General features: G+C 36.8%; 21 protein-coding genes. 17 read left to right on the top strand and 4 right to left on the bottom strand.

Translation table 11 applies throughout. From position 1 onward, the window contains the following. Window positions 1-41 precede the first annotated feature (41 nt). A complete protein-coding gene (locus MRY82_06965; GenBank protein MCI5072661.1) occupies window positions 42-683 on the top strand; it encodes an isoprenylcysteine carboxylmethyltransferase family protein in 642 nt (213 codons plus the stop codon). Window positions 684-728: 45 nt separating this feature from the next. Here the strand turns inward: MRY82_06965 and MRY82_06960 are convergent, their stop codons facing one another. The 4 genes from MRY82_06960 to MRY82_06945 form a co-directional block, all read right to left on the bottom strand. After that, on the bottom strand, window positions 729-1,385 hold the full coding sequence (locus tag MRY82_06960; GenBank protein ID MCI5072660.1) for a hypothetical protein: 657 nt from the start codon (window positions 1,383-1,385) through the stop codon (window positions 729-731). Then, entirely contained in the window at window positions 1,373-2,872 is a 1,500-nt protein-coding gene (locus MRY82_06955; GenBank protein MCI5072659.1) for a protein kinase, read from the bottom strand. Before MRY82_06955 ends, MRY82_06960 begins: the two co-directional genes overlap by 13 nt. Before the next feature lie 2 nt (window positions 2,873-2,874). Continuing rightward, on the bottom strand, window positions 2,875-3,996 hold the full coding sequence (locus MRY82_06950) for a hypothetical protein (GenBank protein ID MCI5072658.1): 1,122 nt from the start codon (window positions 3,994-3,996) through the stop codon (window positions 2,875-2,877). Window positions 3,997-4,172: 176 nt separating this feature from the next. Then, window positions 4,173-4,700 carry a GNAT family N-acetyltransferase gene (locus tag MRY82_06945; GenBank protein MCI5072657.1) on the bottom strand — a complete coding sequence of 176 codons (528 nt, stop codon included), beginning with the start codon at window positions 4,698-4,700 and terminating at the stop codon, window positions 4,173-4,175. A gap of 72 nt (window positions 4,701-4,772) precedes the next feature. Between MRY82_06945 and MRY82_06940 the strand changes: the two genes are divergently transcribed. The 16 genes from MRY82_06940 to MRY82_06865 all read left to right on the top strand — a co-directional run. After that, window positions 4,773-5,549: a type IV toxin-antitoxin system AbiEi family antitoxin gene (locus tag MRY82_06940; protein MCI5072656.1), complete on the top strand. Its 777-nt coding sequence runs from the start codon at window positions 4,773-4,775 to the stop codon at window positions 5,547-5,549. After that, window positions 5,546-6,361: a nucleotidyl transferase AbiEii/AbiGii toxin family protein gene (locus tag MRY82_06935; GenBank protein MCI5072655.1), complete on the top strand. Its 816-nt coding sequence runs from the start codon at window positions 5,546-5,548 to the stop codon at window positions 6,359-6,361. The genes MRY82_06940 and MRY82_06935 overlap by 4 nt, the downstream gene beginning before the upstream one ends. A 371-nt stretch (window positions 6,362-6,732) precedes the next feature. Then, window positions 6,733-7,044 carry a hypothetical protein gene (locus tag MRY82_06930; protein ID MCI5072654.1) on the top strand — a complete coding sequence of 104 codons (312 nt, stop codon included), beginning with the start codon at window positions 6,733-6,735 and terminating at the stop codon, window positions 7,042-7,044. Window positions 7,045-7,086: 42 nt separating this feature from the next. Beyond that, window positions 7,087-7,410 carry a hypothetical protein gene (locus MRY82_06925; protein MCI5072653.1) on the top strand — a complete coding sequence of 108 codons (324 nt, stop codon included), beginning with the start codon at window positions 7,087-7,089 and terminating at the stop codon, window positions 7,408-7,410. After that, complete coding sequence (locus tag MRY82_06920; GenBank protein MCI5072652.1) at window positions 7,407-7,691, top strand: hypothetical protein; 285 nt, start codon at window positions 7,407-7,409, stop codon at window positions 7,689-7,691. Before MRY82_06925 ends, MRY82_06920 begins: the two co-directional genes overlap by 4 nt. A gap of 5 nt (window positions 7,692-7,696) precedes the next feature. Next, window positions 7,697-8,029, top strand: a complete 333-nt coding sequence (locus MRY82_06915; GenBank protein ID MCI5072651.1) for a hypothetical protein — start codon at window positions 7,697-7,699, stop codon at window positions 8,027-8,029. Continuing rightward, on the top strand, window positions 8,001-10,451 hold the full coding sequence (locus tag MRY82_06910; protein ID MCI5072650.1) for a TraC family protein: 2,451 nt from the start codon (window positions 8,001-8,003) through the stop codon (window positions 10,449-10,451). The genes MRY82_06915 and MRY82_06910 overlap by 29 nt, the downstream gene beginning before the upstream one ends. Next, window positions 10,448-11,134, top strand: coding sequence for a hypothetical protein (locus MRY82_06905; protein MCI5072649.1), 687 nt, complete (start codon window positions 10,448-10,450; stop codon window positions 11,132-11,134). The genes MRY82_06910 and MRY82_06905 overlap by 4 nt, the downstream gene beginning before the upstream one ends. Beyond that, entirely contained in the window at window positions 11,134-12,009 is an 876-nt protein-coding gene (locus tag MRY82_06900; GenBank protein ID MCI5072648.1) for a hypothetical protein, read from the top strand. The genes MRY82_06905 and MRY82_06900 overlap by 1 nt, the downstream gene beginning before the upstream one ends. Before the next feature lie 15 nt (window positions 12,010-12,024). After that, window positions 12,025-12,813 (top strand): hypothetical protein, encoded by a 789-nt coding sequence (locus MRY82_06895; protein MCI5072647.1) that lies wholly within the window; start codon window positions 12,025-12,027, stop codon window positions 12,811-12,813. Then, the gene (locus MRY82_06890; GenBank protein ID MCI5072646.1) at window positions 12,810-13,505 is read left to right on the top strand and encodes a hypothetical protein; all 696 of its coding nucleotides are present in this window, start codon (window positions 12,810-12,812) and stop codon (window positions 13,503-13,505) included. The genes MRY82_06895 and MRY82_06890 overlap by 4 nt, the downstream gene beginning before the upstream one ends. Beyond that, window positions 13,502-14,419 (top strand): TrbI/VirB10 family protein, encoded by a 918-nt coding sequence (locus tag MRY82_06885; protein MCI5072645.1) that lies wholly within the window; start codon window positions 13,502-13,504, stop codon window positions 14,417-14,419. The genes MRY82_06890 and MRY82_06885 overlap by 4 nt, the downstream gene beginning before the upstream one ends. Before the next feature lie 2 nt (window positions 14,420-14,421). After that, entirely contained in the window at window positions 14,422-15,939 is a 1,518-nt protein-coding gene (locus tag MRY82_06880; protein MCI5072644.1) for a hypothetical protein, read from the top strand. Then, window positions 15,926-16,681, top strand: coding sequence for a hypothetical protein (locus tag MRY82_06875; protein ID MCI5072643.1), 756 nt, complete (start codon window positions 15,926-15,928; stop codon window positions 16,679-16,681). The genes MRY82_06880 and MRY82_06875 overlap by 14 nt, the downstream gene beginning before the upstream one ends. Before the next feature lie 177 nt (window positions 16,682-16,858). Continuing rightward, window positions 16,859-17,227 (top strand): hypothetical protein, encoded by a 369-nt coding sequence (locus MRY82_06870; GenBank protein ID MCI5072642.1) that lies wholly within the window; start codon window positions 16,859-16,861, stop codon window positions 17,225-17,227. Further along, window positions 17,224-17,491: helix-turn-helix domain-containing protein (locus MRY82_06865; GenBank protein MCI5072641.1), on the top strand; the 268-nt coding region annotated here is incomplete at its 3' end. The genes MRY82_06870 and MRY82_06865, both read left to right, overlap by 4 nt.

Below are 17,491 nucleotides of genomic sequence, written 5' to 3'. Positions count from 1 at the left end.
TATTTATATATGATAAATAATTGAGGTTTTATTAGCAAGATATGAGTGGATTTTTAATAGCAGCATCAATTTTATTTCTTCCAGCATTTAAGAACATTAATATCTTGTTCAATTTTCGCCCATGGGTCTTATTAATATTATTAGGCTTTATTTTCTTCACTCACCCAAAAATGAGCTTTGAAAAGCTTGGATCAGATGGAAAAAGCAGTCATGATAAAAAATCAATGCTGTTTATAAACCTTGCTTTTTACCTATCAATCATTCCTGTTTATTATATCTATGTCTTCCAATACTTTACAACAAATCATATCAAACCCATCCATCTTGTTGAAATTATTGGCATTTTATTAGGACTTTTTGGCGTTTTATTTAGATGGAAATCAATTCATTATTTAGGCCAATGGTTCACTTCAGAAGTTGTTATTCAATCTGACCACAAGCTTGTTACGAGTGGGCCTTACAGATGGATTCGTCACCCTGGATATACCGGTGCATTATTATTTGGTTTAACAGTTCCTCTAATTTTTAATATACCAATTTATATGATCTGGTCTGCTTTTATTCTAATCCCTGCATATGTATACCGAATTTATGTTGAAGAAATTGCTTTAAAAAGCCATTTTTCGGATGAATATCCAGAGTACAAAAAGAAAAGTTGGAAGCTTCTTCCTTTTATATATTGATTGATACTATAATCTGTATTTTATACTTTTTTATTTTTAAAATTGTCACTTTAAACTTAATAAGTCAATCGAAACCAATCCAACATTAGCGCCAAAAGCTGACCAAAATATTGTTTGATATGTTTTTGCTCTACCTGGATTATAATGCCTCCCGCCAATAGTATCTTCACTAGCAAATAATATTGCTGAAGTTATAGCAATAGCCGTTAATGTCCCTTCCGAAATAGCAAAAAACTTTCCTTTTTTCTTATTCCCTCTTTTAAAGTGCCCGATACCATAGGGTAAATAGCGCCGAATATCTTTCTTTGCATCATATTTATAAAGCTTTAAATTACTAGCTTTATTTCCATTTAAAGCTCTATACGCTCTACGACACCTATTAGAAAAACCTGATTCTAGAGCAACTGATTTTTTGTTAAAAATATTGGATACTTTAAGAAAGTGTTGTGCTTTTTCCATATTGTTTAATTCACAATAAGACATTCCTAAAATGTAGTTTGCTTTTACAATATATTCTATTTCATTGAAATAAGTGTTTTTAAGCCTTGGCTCTATAAGATCAACAACTTTTTGATACTGCTTTACTTCTGTAAATTGTTGAGCGAGCTCAATCACTTCAAACTGTTTGTCTTTTGCTAAAAGATTTTGCACAGATAGAAATACAAACAAAAGGACTGTATATTTTACTTTCACTGTTGCCACTGAACAATATACTCCTCTTTGTTTTTAACATTAACTTCAGTGGTATAAGGCATCTCCCACTCTGGTACAATTGTAATTTTATAGCTCCCTACTTTGAGCTCTTTTTTAAGCGGGACCCCTCCAAATTTATACCCATTGATATACACTTCTGAGCCATATGGACCATCAACATAAACAGAGCCTACTTTAGGTTTAGTACTCTTTTTTAATGAAGCTGTATCTGCTCGCCAAATCGTGGTTCTCTTAGGTCTTTGATACAGTACTTTTGATTTAGACTGAGGTTTTTTAGCTACATTTTTTGCTATTTGTGGCTTGGGCAATTCTTTTACTTCTGTTTTAACCACAATCTTTTCAGGTTCACGCTTAGTGCTTACTTCTTCAGCATTTGGCTTTAACGCTATTGCTGATACTACCACTAGGAGTAAAGCCACGACTTTTAAATATCGATTTGACGATGAAGTCTTTTTCAATGAGCTATCTAAATTATACGTTGCAATACGCGTTGAAGACTTTCTTTTTTCTTGAGAAAGCTCCTTTTTTACGAGCTTTAAGATTTTAGGACGTGTCTTTTGTTGTTCTTTAAATTGCTTCAAATACGTTTGCAATAAGTCATTGCCATTAACCAACCAGCTCGGGTCTAAGTGTTTGATCAGAGCATTTCTCAATGACTTGGCATCACTAAAACGCTGCTCTGGATTTATAGACATTGCTTTGTTGATAATATCCAATAACTCTTGAGAAACCTTTATAATCGGTGGTCTTTGAGGCAGCTTCTTATTTTGTGCAATATCATTTAAAATTTTGGTTTGCTGATCATGGGCTAAATATGGGTTATAGGCATAAACATACTCAAACAGCATCATACCAATGGCATAAAGGTCTACTTTTTGAGTCACCTTTTCAAAGCGAACTTGTTCAGGAGCAAGGTAATTAACCTTACCTTTTAACATATGCAGCTGTGTTTCTTCTCTATCGATATTGGCTTTAGCTATTCCAAAGTCTGCAAGCTTAACAATTCCGTCATATCCTAAGAGTATATTTTGTGGGCTTACATCTCTATGAATAATGTTTAAAGGCTTCCCATTATGCTGTTTCTTATGAGCATAGTCTAAACCTTTTAAGGTCTCACAAATGACATAAAGATATACGTTCAAAGGTACAAATCTTCGATTCTCCTGATGAATATTTAATAACTCTCCAAGGTTGAGACCTTCTACATACTGAAACGCTATATAAGGAACATTGTCATGCTCAAAATAATCATAAAAATGAACAATATTGGAATGCTCTAAAAACAAAGCTACATTGGCTTCTTCAGATAACATTTTACGATAGTCTTTGGGGTTTACTTGTGGACCTACCAAGATTTTTTTAAGTGCTACAGGTTTATTAAAACCATTTAAACCAATTTTTTCGGCCTTAAATATTTCAGCCATGCCGCCTTGAGCAATCTTATAGAGTATTCGATAATTGCCCAACTGCTGCACGACTACTCTCCACAAATATAATGGTTGGCTTTAAAGTTTGGAATATTTGAATTTACACTATTAAATAAGCTAGCTCTGACATCGTTATGACGAAGCAACATGATATTTTGCTCCAAATATTCAACCTCTAAATCAGGTGAATATGCAGTATATCCGTGTGCGTTTGTTAAAGTAGTTCCATGAACATACCAATCTTCATAATGAGGTGCAGCTGCATCATAAGCACAAGGAGAATCACTTTTAGCTGTCCATCTACGCTCAAACTGTACCGGCTCACCTTCTAGGATAGCATCACATTCTCCAAATACCCTTACAAAGAAGGTAAACTGATCAACGTTAAACTCTGGGCTAAACGCATATTGAGTCTCTGGTGATAATGCTTCTATAAATTTATCTTTTGTTGTCTCTAAATCTAAAACAATGGGTTGAGTGTCAATCATACTTGGAACAATTGCTGTCACTCTAATATCTTTTTTGTATTCGTCTTCCTCAGTTACTCCTGCAACCACATCAAATGTAATTTTGCCGTTACTTGCTGTGGTGTATGTAACACTGCTTTCAAAAGCTGTTTGATCTAAAGAACCATTGTTAATAGACACTACAATATCTGTATTAGCGATAGGTGTATTGTTAGCACCTATAAGCTCTATAACGACTGGCACAGAGAACTCTTCATTTTCTCGAACACACTTAGGCTCATTATTAAAACCTGGTGCTGAGTTTATTTTTAAAATTGCTAAACTGCCAAATACATCAAAAAAGACTTCTCTGTCACCCTTTGGCCAGTATGCTCTTATTTTAATATTTTCTGGGTTTGGTCCAACTGTTACATTGGCTTCAGCCAAACCGCTTGAATTTGTATAAGCAACAGACGTGACACTTGCTGTACCTTCCACAACACGAAACTCAACTCTCTCATTGCTAGCAGGTAAAGCTTCATCATCAATCGTTTTTACAACTAATGCGTTAGCCAAAGGTTGATTCACTACCCCAGACTGTTCATTACCATCAATTATTTCTAAAGCTACGTCTCTGTCTTCAATAAAGTCTGATCGACTTAAAACATCGTTACCTAAACCACATGAGCTTATATAAATGCTCAAAAATAAATTTAATATTTTCACTACCCATCTCATAAATCAGACTTATAACAAAATAAGTAAGGCTTTTGCAACAGTTATTTTATGCTATGCGTTATTACGATCGCCTAGCACTACAATATGTAATTTGCGGAAAATTAATCATTATCTGTGCTATTTTGAACATATTGCATATTGCTCTAAGCTCTCTATTTTGTCACTTAACTCAAGCTTAATTTTTGCCAGGAATAAAGTAGTTCAGAAACTTCTTTGCCACCTATTTCATCTTTTTTATCAATATTCTGATAGCTCGCACCTGTTTGCTCATAAAATTTTATGGTTGGGTTATCTTTTAAAACCCATAAATACGCTTGCTGATAATTCCTATTTAATTGCTCTAGAAAAAATTGCTCTAATAAGCCAAAGCCAATTTTTTTACCCTGATACGCTTTAAGAAGATAAATACTGTAAACTTCTAATTCATGGCTTCGTTCTTCATCACGTCCATCTCCACCCGTAATAAAGCCAACAACGCCATGATCTTTACACTCTGCAACCAGACATATTTGATCTTGATTTGAAGTCACGTTTTTCCAAAGCTCATAGCGGCTTTTAAATGTTAGATGCAGACCTTCAAGAAAATCATCAGGCAAAAGGTTTACATACGTCTCTTTCCATGAATTTAAGTGTACATTGGCAATTTCTGCAGCATCTTGCTGTTTTGCTCTTCTGATAATTACTTGATTCATTGCTTTTCCTACTCAACTTTTTTCATTTCAATTTACAAAAGTATACATTTTTTGTATACTTTTGTAAATACAGTGGAATCAATAAGCCAATATATAGACCAATTACAAAAGCAAGGACAGTATACCTTCACTCTTGAAGATATATTTAAACTCCCTCATAGGTCAAAACAAAACACAAAAATCGCGTTACATCGCTTATTGCAAAAAAAGCGAATCATTAAGCCCGCTCAAGGCTTTTATGCAATTGTCCCCATTGAATACAAAAGCACCGGTGTCGTGCCGCCTTCTTGGTATATCGACCCTTTGATGCAATACCTCAACGCTCCTTATTATGTTGGATTACTGACAGCAGCGTCTTTGCATGGAGCAAGTCACCAAGCTTCTATGCAGTTTCAAGTAGTCAGCCAAAAACAGATTCGTGCATCTAAAAAGCTGGGGATTTATTATCAGATCAAAAAGAACACGCTTGATATTCCGAGCATAGAAAAAACCACTCAAACAGGAACAATGCTTATTTCATCTCCAGAAGCCACTGCTTTTGATTTGGTTATGTATATGGAAGTCTGTGGTCATATTCATAACGTGGCCACGGTCTTAATCGAGTTAGCTGAAGTGATACGACAAGATAAAGTCAAAGACCTTGTTCATGTTTATCCTATTACTGTATGTCAAAGACTTGGATATATTTTAGACTTTATTGAAGAACACTCTATTGCAAAGGCTCTTTATGAAGCTTTGCCAAAGAAAAAAAACAAAACCCATTTAATTCCAAGTCATAGCCAACAGGACGGCGAATTGGATCAAAAATGGCGCATTATTATCAATGAAAGGATCGATCCAGACTTATGATTCCTGCTGCAAATATTACTGCTTGGAAAGCAACGCAAGCGCCTTGGCAAGATGATGCTTTGGTGGAACAAGATCTCATCTTATCTAAAGCTTTAGCTGAACTGTATTCAAATCCTATACTGTCTGAGAAACTGGCTTTTAGAGGGGGAACTGCTTTACACAAAATTTTCATCAAACAGTTAAAGCGTTACTCTGAAGATATTGATTTAACGCAAATACACGCTGAACCCATTGGTCCTACGGCCGACGCCATTCATGAAACCTTAAATCCTTGGCTAGGACAACCCAAATATAAGCGAGGAGAAGGTCGCGTTACGTTCATTTATAGATTTGAAACAAGCATTCACCCTATTAAAAAAATGCGTCTTAAGATTGAAATCAATACACGAGAACATAACAATGTTTTTAAACTTATTCATAAACCTTTTAAAGTTAACAATCCGTGGTTTACAAAAAATGTGAATATCCTGACCTACGAACTTGAAGAACTTCTTGGAACAAAGCTGCGGGCTTTGTATCAAAGAAAAAAAGGAAGGGACTTATTTGATTTGCATGAAGCAAAGCAAGCTCTTGATTTTAACGAAGACAAGCTAGTTCAATGCTTTGAGCATTATACAAGAAAACAAAACCTGCCAGTATCAAGAGCCCAATTTGAATCCAATTTAAGTTTAAAAATGCAAGACAGTATTTTTAAAAAAGATATGATTCCTCTTCTTGCGAGCAACAAAACATGGAACATACAGGACGCTTATCATTACGTATCTAACAATTTATTAAACAAACTCCATGGCGATGCATGGAAAGGAAAATAGCTCCCATTGCGACAAGTGATTCTCAAGCCATCATCTTCAATGTCGCATGTAATCTGTATAGAGTAACGACCAAAGAACAATTTATCCCTTAATCAGACTGAACTTACACCGCAATCGTTTTGTATTCAGTCAGTATCGTTCGATTTTCGGACGGTTTTTATGCCCTTGTTATTTTTCTCAACTTGGCACGCATTATGCTTATGCATTGGTGTAACAGAAATACAAAGAAGTTGTTTTTGACTTTTTAAAACTTTTTTTAATTTTTTTAAAAAAAGTGTTGCAAAGCATTAATGACTTCTGTTAAAGGAGGAAAATATGTTCAAGATGATATCTTGGCAGGGACGTTCAACATCAAGCTTAAGGTCTTTTAGGTGAGACATGTTGAATTTGCAGGGAATATAAATCATAAACAAAAACTAAATCAAAGCACATTGCTGTGTGAAGATGAAAAGTACTTTCTCGCAAGAGAGCTGCACTTTTTACCTATGCAACAGTTCATGGTGGCGCACTTGCATTTTTATCGAGGCATGTCCTTGAGTAATATTGCAAAAACAAGCAAGCTGCCCATGAAACGGGTGCATGCATTGTACAAAGATGCATTACAAACTTTGCGTCGTTTGCATCAACAACGATTTAGTCACAATCCATCCAAATCTCTTAACGCTGGACTTATGGGTCTATGAGTTTGGATAGTATGAACATTAAACAAAAAGGAAGAATACATTATGTATGACGATAAAAAATCAGAAAAAATAAATGTGGAATGGAGAGATCCATACAATCAAAAACATTACCCCGCAGGTGTTGCTTTTAGAGAAGAGTTTGAAGGAGACTATAGACTTAAGATCGATATGTTTCCTCAAAGCAGAAGATTCTACGTAAGAGCTACATCTTTTTCCAACAATAAGGAAACCTACAAAGTTGAAGCTTACGACGGCAAGAAAAACTATAGAACCACTGTGGGTCAAGGTCATTCAACGGATACTGGTAGCATCAAAGTTAAAATCCCACCCTATAATCATGAGTTATTGCTTAGAAAGGTGAAGTGAGACATGCTGCTTTAGCAGGGTTATTTGTAGGGTTTTTAATTATAGCTCCAGATGGAGCGTATGCATTTGGTGGATTTGAAAGCAAGATGAGCAATCTCACCGGGCAACTCATTGGCGTGGTTTTACCCTTGATGAGTGTTCTGGGATTGATTTATGCAGCATTCTTATCTATCTCTGGAAGCGCAGAAGCAAAAGGTAAAATCTTTGCTGTGATCACAGCCAGTGCCATAGGCTTTATGGCACCGCAGATCATTGCTTTCATTCAAAGTGCGGCAGGATAATGGCGATGGCTTCTCTTCATTCTAGTGAGATTCATCGGCATTTAGAGAGCCAGTTTAAGATCTTGGGTATCAACGCCCAAGATCTTCTCTTGGTCTTAATTTTTGCCTCAATCATGAACGTATTGTTCGGTCAGACATCACTTAACATTATTATGGTTTTTGTACTGCCAAGTCTATTGGCAGGAGTGCTTCTATTGGGAAAACGCAACAAACCTGATGATTTTTTAAAGCACTGTGTTCGATTTCATCAACAAGCAGGCTTTTATAGTGCTGGCCAATATTCAAAAACCCTACAACAAAGGAAACAACATGTTATCAAAACAATCAAGCTATCCTAGTATAGCTGAGCTTTTGCCTTTTTGGCATCCTTTCAAAGATACAATGGTATTTGATGATGGCTCATTAGGCATAGGCTTTAAACTTAATGGCATAGACATCAATCTAGCCACAGCAGAAAGTATCAACACAACACTGTTGCACATAAAAAACATGCTCAACAGTGCACATGAAGGATTGAGCCTACAGTTTTTCTACAGGCTAACATCCAACGTTGATTCAATCATCAATAAGCATAAAGCACTATCAAGTGACAGTAATGATACATACAAAGGTATAGCTCAACATCGCTTTGACTTTTTAAATAAAAAGAACACAGACAAACTGTTTTTTCAACCAGAGCTTTATGTTTTTGTTCGAAGTCAAAGTCATGGTTTGGCCAAAGGTGGCTTTTTCAAAAGTGTTAAAAGATATCAGCGCTTGTCACAAACAGATTTTGATCAGCATTATTATGCTTTTGAACGACATATTAAACAGATAGAGTCTTCACTGCAGCATTGTAATTTTAAGCCGATCAAACTTAAAAACAGTGAATGGTTTGACATGCTTTACGAGCATTTAAACTTAGATAGGTTAGATAAAGTACAAAGAGCTCAATACAATACAGCCGGTGACTTTGTCTCACAGTTAACACTGACTGATCTGCATGTCAGCAAAGATAATGTTGAACTGGGCAGACTGAAGTTTAGAACCATTAGTCTGCATACTTTACCTGAAGGTGTCAGTACTGCTTCGATGGTGCAGAGTATTTTAAAACTGCCCTTTCATTGCTGGATCTCTCATACGATTGAGATACCGACACAAAAAAAAGAAATGGAAAAGATGGCAGTGCATAGGCGCTTGGCACACTCTATGGCCAATGGCTCTAATGGCGTTAGAGACTTAGAGTCTGAAAACAAACTCAATCAGATTGAATCTCTATCCAAAGATTTATTGGAAGGAACTGAGAAGTTAGTTAACTGCTCCATGAACGTGATTATCTGGGGATACACGGATCAAGACCTTGATTTAAAATGTGATGAAGTTTTAAAGGCGTTCACCCAGATGAATCAAGCACAAGGGGTGATTGAAACCTATGCGGGTTTGGATGCTTTTATGAGCAATATACCAGGTATATGTAAAACCTTTAGAAGCAAGAAAGTAAAAAGTAGCAATGCTGCACACATGATTCCTGCTTTTAGCGCATGGCAAGGCAATGATAAACCTGTATGCTTATTGAGCAATCAAGACAACATACCCTTTAGTCTTAATCCATTTGATTCAAGCCTACCCAATTGGAATGGCTTAGTCTTTGGCGGGTCTGGCTCAGGAAAAAGTTTTACCATTTCACAGTTGATGCTACAGTTCTATGGGCAAAAGCCGACGCCCAAAATCATTTGGATAGACAATGGCGCCTCCTCACAAAAGCTTATTGAAGTCTTGGGTGGTGAGTTTATCAACTTAACAACTGATTCAGATATTTACTTGAATATGTTTGATTTACCAAAAGGGCATAGTGTTCCAAGTGCCAATAAGATCAAACTGATCTTGGCTGTATTGGAGAACATCCTGGTCGATAAACATCAATATGGATTGCCCAAGAGAGACAAAGCGCAGTTAGAAGAACTGATTTTTAAAACCTATGATGAAGCAAGTGTCAATACTACACCTACCTTATCAGACTTTAAAAACCAACTTCTTGCTTCAGATAATCCAAATATGCATGCCTATGCACAGACCTTATACACTTGGACGGGCGATACCATGTACGGAAAGATGTTGGACGGCCAGAGTAATGTCAATATTGACAAGGACTTAGTCACCATTGAGATCAAAGGCTTAGACGCTTATGAAGATCTGCAAAATGTATTCTTACTCCTGTTTACAGACTTCATTCAATCAGAAGCTTCTCGTGAGTTAGATAGACCTTACCTTTTAATCGTTGATGAAGCTTGGAAACTCTTTGAAACACCCAGTGGTTTGGCTTTTACTTTAGAAGCGTATCGTACCTTTAGAAAGTTTAATGCTGGTATTTTGGCGATCAGTCAAAACTACAAAGATTTTTTAAAGAATCCTTCTATGGCTGATGCTATTTTACCCAATACTATTTCTACTTTTATATTAAAGCAGCGTGGTATTGACTGGAAGGATTTTCAAGACAAGTTATTACTCAATGATACTGAAATTGAAGCGGTCAAATCTCTAAGCATGAGCAAAGGACACTACAGTGAATTAATGTATGTTCAAGATACTCGTAAAAGTATTTTGCGTTTATCCTTTGATCAATTGGCGTATTGGATTTGCACCACTGATCCAAATGACAAGCAAGTCATTCAAACAGTCAAACAACAACATCCTAATAAACAAACGCTCGAAGCTTTAACTTATATTGCTTCAGAGCATTTTAACAATACAAACAAGAAGAGAGAACATGAAAGAAAATGAGAACATTAAAACTTGGAGGGTTTATTTTAATCATATGTATAAGCACCAACGCTTATGCCATATTTGGCAGTGCTGCAGCGATTCCACATCTGATTAAGATCGTGGTTGAAAGTAAGAAACGTTACAATCAACTGCGCAGTGTCTTACGTGAAGGCAGAGCTCAGCGGCATATTCTTGAGCAAGTCAACAGTGGTTTGGATAGACTTAATCATATTCAGAACACTTTACCTGTTGAAGATGAAGCCGTTTTAAAAGAACTGCAAAGCATGGGCATTGCTTTAAGTACGATTAAAAAGCTGTATGGAGAGATACCAGACAGTGCTGAATCAGCTATTCAAGAGCTGCATGACAAAAGCATTGCTGAAAGCTTAAAGATGAATGTCAACATCTCTAAGTACGCCAAAGAGCAAGAAGACAACGCCATCAAGATCACAGAGTCTGCCAATGCTTTGAGCCCTAAAGGTGCTTTGCGTGCTAATGCTCAAACCAATGCCCAGATTCTGCATACCTTGAATCAATTGCTTAAAGTCAATGGTCAGATGCTAAAACTACAAAGTGAGAAGCTGGCTTTGGACAATAAATATAACAAAGACTCAGTCAATCACTTTAACACTGTAGGTGACGATCTTAAAAAATCAAAGTCCATGTTCAGTGATGGTTTTAAACTGCCGGAGTTTGAATAATGTTTGGTTTTTTACCAGAAGTCTGTGGAGAGATCAGAGCTCATTTGGTATCCGCTTATTGGATGATGCTGGTACCTTTTGTCTTGTTCCTGATCATTCTGGAGTTTCTCAATGTGGATGAGTATACGCCCAATCCCATGAATATTCTTAAAAGAACAGTGATATCGATTATCATACTACTGTCTTTTGAGCAGATCATGGGGATCATTGCTATGGTGGGTGATGGCTTAACCGAACACATCAATGGCATTGGACAGCTGACTGATCTGTTGGATGAGATTCAAAAGAACTATGAAGAAACGTCCCCTAAGTGGCTGCAGTTTAGAGAAGCGCTAATCTTTGTGATTAACTTGGTGTCTTACCTCATAGCCTATATTGGTATTTTCATTACTAATATCCTCATCCAGTTTGTCTGGAGTATACTTTATGTGGTCTCACCTTTGATGATCCTGATGTATGTCTCACGCTATACATCCTTCATTACAGCAAGTCTGTTTAAAGGCTTGATTCAGGTAACCATATGGAAAGTACTGTGGAGCATCTTAGGCGTCATGCTGCTCAAGTTTGCTGTCAGTCCAGAAGTACAAAGCTGGGACAACTTTTTTACCACGGCTTTGGTCAACTTATGCATTGGCTTGAGCATGATCTTTGTACCCATTGCTACCAACTCACTGATCAGCAGTGGATTGCAATCTGTAGCTACTGGTGTCTCAGCCATGCCAGTGATCAGTGCCGGACATAAGTTTAAGCAAAACTTGATGTCTTCCAATAAAGATAACACAAAGTTTGATGAGCCAAAAGCTCAGCAAAAACACTACGGTCAGCATAGGGCCAATCGTAGTTTTAACACCACCTTAAACAAGGAGAACAACTAAAAAAGAGAAACAGTCATGAAACCAAAACAACTGCAGCAGGGATTAAACGCAGGGAATATCAACCATCAAGACACCTTAATTGTGGATCAAGTATCCAATATTAATCATCTTGATACAACAACCATAACCAAAAAGAGTCCTTTAAATGATGACTTAATTGAGCATCATGATGAAGAGCAAAAAGTATATCCTGATCTAAATGAAAAGGATTTATTAAAAAAACACAAAGTCAAAGACAAAAGCATTGAGCCCATTGTTTATCAATGGACCAGTGTGGTAAAAAGCTTAGAGCTGTTTAAGTATTTAAGCTTGGTCGTCATTGTTGCTTTATTGATCTCAAGTGCAAGCATCTTTTACTTGGTCAATAAACCATTCTTGGCTTATGACAGAAAAGATCAGTCCGTTAAAGAACTTGCAGCATTGCAAATGCAGCCTGGTGATTTGAAAGACTTTATCCAGAAGTTTGTCAAACAGCGCTATACTTGGGCAGAGTTTGATCCACAGAAATTGGTCTACAACTTACGCCCAATGATCACCAAAAGATTCTCTAAGGATCTTGTCGCTTACTTAGGTAAAGATAAAGCCAAGAACAAACAAGGAGAGACCATTGAACAATATGTCACTCGCATTAAACCGATTGTAACCGATACTGCTGCTTTTGCAGTATTTGATCGGATCTTGCGCATCAATGATATTCCTATCATTGTGCCAGTCCAGTTGCGTTTAAACATCATTCAGGGTCGCAAAACCAGGTTTAATCCTTTTGGCTTTTACGTTGATAAAATCATGGAATTTGAAAAGTGAGCCGCTATGTTATTGCAGGGTTACTTTTTATATATACGCAAGTAGGGGTTTCAAAAACGATTTGGCACTTAAGCCAGGTTAAACATAAGCCAGTCCCTGTCCATTTAAAAATGGGCAAGGTCAGTGTGATTCGTTTGCATGAGCGGCCACGCAATATCATGTTGGGTAATCCTGCATTTTTTGATGTGCAGGTTTACGGGCAAGATATTGCCATAAGACCTAAGGGTTTTGTGATCAGCAACATGCTTGTCTATGGCAAGCATGATTTGTTGAACTTCAAACTCTTAAGTCATGAGCAGTCACCCTACTTTGATGATATTGTATTGATCCAATCACAAAAAAGATCAGCACAAACCTTCAAAGCTGCCTCACGCTCTTTAGGCAAAGGACTGAAGCTTGAGTTTATACGTTTAAGGTATGTTCCTAAAAAAGGGCAATACATCTTAGACTTTAAGCTTAAGAACATAAAGTCACGCACCGTTCATAGCAAAAAACTTAAAGTTAAGTTTAAGCGTATGGGCAAAGTCTTAAAGCTCAGACACTATTTAAGCATCAGCAAAGGTGTTATTAAAAAAGGCCAAACATCTACTGGACGTTTAACCTTTTACTACCCGTCTAAGCAAAGCTTAAGCCTTAACTTTAGTTACAAATCAAAATATTCATCCATCATTATCAATAGGAGGTCCTTATGACTAAGATTATGCAATTCTTACGATCATTTTGGATGAAGCAAGATGGCTCTAAACAAGTCATTGATACCCTCAAAGTGAGTGTTTGCATGGGCATGTTGATGTTGCTTGCCGTGATCTTTTCTTTGTTCTTTCACACTAAAAAAGAAAAGACTTTGCGCTACAGCAATATTGCTTTGGTTGAACCTGAGCTTTTAGAAAGCCCTTCTGATGAGATTGTTTCTAATCAAGCTGTCAAGGGACTGACACCCAAAAGAAAAAAGGTGCGTCCTAAGAAAAGAAGAAAGCGCAAAGTTAGAACCCCTCAACGACCTTATGACTATGGAGCACCGATTGCTGTCAGCTTTGACAATCCCTTGGCTGTTCCAGCGAGAGGTATTCGCATGCAAGCTATGCTCTTGCACAATGTGGATACTCGAATTCATAAGGTGATTGAAGTGATTGTGCACTCGGGCATTCATTACCATGAAGAAGAGCACTTTCCTCCTGGAACCATCTTGCAAGGAGGCTATCAGTATCCTGGCAAAGGCAGCAAAGTCTACATCAACTTGAACAAAGCCATCACCCCCGATGGTCAAATCAAGCCCGTGCGTGTACGCACTTTAGACTTTAAAAGCAAGCAAGAAGGCATCCGAGGAAAGGAAAAAACCGGTAGAAGTAAGCGTTTCTTATCCAGCTTAGGCGGCAATGTCTTAGCAGGAGCCAGTGACGTTTTAACCGAACGTGAAGCCCTCAATCAATTTGGTGAACCCACCATCAAAGCAAATATGCGTAATGCTGCTCTTCAAAGCATTTATAGAAGTTCCCAAACGGAAACTCAGCGCAGTTTAAACAATTTATCTCAAGTCAAAGAATACGCTGTCTTAAAAAAAGACACGGTACTTTGGATTGAGCTTTTACCCAACAATAGGAGATAATTATGTCACAGAATAAAAATGATTTAGATCAAATTGTCAGTGTACTCACTGGCATAGGAATATGTATAGCCATCATCACTACCGGTGTCTTTAGGGGAATTTATCATTTCCCTAAAGACAGACTGCTTGCCCATATCGGTATTTATATCGGCATGGCAGCATCCTGTATTATTGCCAAGCATAAGCAACACTTATTAAGCTTTACCGGATGGACAGACTGGTTAGGGCGATTTGTTGATGCGCCAGTGTACAAACTTTATGACAGTCATGACGCCTATTATTTCATGCTACTGTTTGCTGTTTATCTTATTGTGTATTTTGGCTGTATTGGATCTTACTTTATATTGCAGCGCAAGCGCATGCAAAAAAGCTTAGACCAAGTGGGTCTTAAGAACGGCAGTGGTGACTTAGCCAAAATCAAAAGTGTGCAAAAACTCAATAGCATGCAACAAAAAATGATCTTATCTTGCCCAGGGGTAGCATTTAAAGACATCACGGACAAGAAAGATCACATTGCTTCAGCCATGCATATGCCGGTTGAAGATATCAAAGCCCTGTCCGACCCAGCTTTAGTTGAAGTTCTTTTATCTAAGAAGACTTTACCCAAAGTAAGTCATTACTCTGACTATGCAATCACATCCACCTACTCTTTTAGAATTGGAGAAACACGTGAAGGTTATATTGATCAGGACATCACCAAACTGCCACACATGCTTATTGCAGGCACTACTGGTGGTGGAAAATCGATGTTCTTTAGGCAAGCTTTACTGGGTTTATTGGAAAGCTCTAAGAACATTCAAATGTGTTTGATTGACCTTAAACAAGGCGTTGAGATGAATGACTTTGCTCACTTACCCAATGTCAGTGTTGCAAAAAATGAAACTGAAGCGGTTACAGCATTAGAAAAAATCTGCGATGAAATGCTTAAGCGATTTAATAATTTAGCTGAGCAAGGACGCAAGGCTATAAACTGTGAACGGGACAAAGTTGATCGTATTATTGTAGGCATTGATGAAGCCAGTGTACTTTTTGCCAAAAGTGCTGGAAAAAGCAAAGAAGATAATGAGCTATCTGCTCGAGCCAGAGAGCTGACTCACAACATTGCCAAGCTTGGCAGAGCTGCTGGGATTCATTTGGTTTTGGCCACTCAAAAAGTGACCAAAGAAACCGTGGATACGCACATTCAAGACAATATTGAGGGACGCATGATCTTTAGAATGCATACACCCTTTGGTTCTCAGAATGTTCTTAATGCTGCCGATGCTAACAAACTTCCTGATATCGCAGGACGCGGTATTTGGAAATGTGGTCCATTATTAAGCACAGTACAGGCCCCATTTATTTCTGAAGAGGAAATGGAGCATAGACTTAAGCAGATTAAGGGTGAGTTTGAGATCCTCAAAAGAAACAATCAGCAAGAGCTTATCTATATTCCTGAAGAGACTGAAGTTACTGAGAAAAGCCAGAGTGATTTTCCTATTGAAGATGACAAGAAAGGAAATAACGATGCCCAAAATTAAAAAAGGCTGCCTTATCAACGCAAGAGATATTCAAATTTTTGAATATCTCTTTGAACATAGAGTAGCTTTACTTGAACACATTGCACAAAATATTTTTACCAATATTGCTTATCAGACGGTTGTAAACCGTCTGAATAAGTTGTCTCATTACTCTTGGTTGGATAAAAAACCAATCAACCATTATGGGCAATATAAAAATGTTTATAGCATTTCAAAAAAAGCATTTGCACATTACATTGATTCAGAGTGGTATGACTTTTCTTATACTCAGCTTAAAAGTGATTCAATATTGCATGACCTCAAGCTCATTGAGGTTAAACAAAAACTGTGTTCATTAAATACAGTTGTACAAATTGAATCTGAAAATCATCTACATAAGAAGTCCATTCATGACCCGTCAAAAGTCAGAAGTGGCTTTTCTAGGCTACGCAGTGATGCAGCAATTCACTTTAACTTTGGTACTGGGAAAATTCAAACCGTCCCTTTAGAACTCGAGTTATCGCAAAAGTCTAAAAAGCAATGTCACAAAAAGATTTTGGATTACTACACCTTAACATCGTATCCATTGATTTTGTATATCCACTCAAGCCCTGCAATTCGAAATCAAATGGAACTTAGTGAAACAAAAGTAACCACAAATCAAAATTCAAGATTGTACTTTTGCACTTTAGACAATGTCCTTAGCCATAACGGAACAGTTAAATTTAAAAACCAGAAAGGAAAAGTTTTAACTTTACAATAAAGATTTCTCTACAGAGAGCACTGACAGTTAATCTTCAGTTGTATAACTGACACACTCTGTAGGGGTAAATTTATAAGTAACCAGAATTTAATGTTTTTTAAAACATTAAAAAACGACCTTAAAACTCAAACAAGGGTTTTAAGATATTTATAAAAAATAAACATAGGAGAAAAAAGTATGAATGAAACATTAAAAATAAGCAGAAGAAAAATAGATTCAAATTCTATGAATTTATTAAACACCATGATTGATGATTTAAAACAAGATCAGAAGTTTATTCGATTAACTTCATCTAAGTTGAATGATTGGATTATCAATAGATTTTACAACACTTATTACAGTAAAGATAAGAGCAGAATAATCTCTGATCATTTCTTAAAAAGAGAGTATTTTAAAAGCATATTAAATGATCTAAATGATTCTATGGACTTAGAAAGCATGTTGAAAACCATGCAAAAAAAGATCAAGAAAGCTCAATATACTGCCAATAAAGTAAGCACTATTACTCCTCAAATAACTGCTAAAAATGCTCAGGAGACTGCTTGAACCCTTCTCAATTGAAGGGTTTAAATACAAAAGAAACATTCAGTGATCACACTGAATATGGTATACAGAACTATAAGAAGCAGCATGCTTCTGTGTTCATTGACAAGAGAATAGATGATTTGTTGACTGTAGATGAATTGGCTTTGTTGCTTAAATGCAGCAAAGGCACCATTCGTAACTGGGTCTATCAAGGTAAAATCCCTGTGGTACGCCCTGCTCCAAGAATGGTCCGATTCAACATACATGTAATTCAAAGGTGGTTAT

Source organism: bacterium (genome assembly GCA_022763185.1).
Lineage (GTDB): Bacteria > Bdellovibrionota_G > JALEGL01 > JALEGL01 > JALEGL01 > JALEGL01.
The sequence above is the reverse complement of the archived record's forward strand: the minus strand, read 5'-3'. Positions and strand labels throughout refer to the sequence as shown.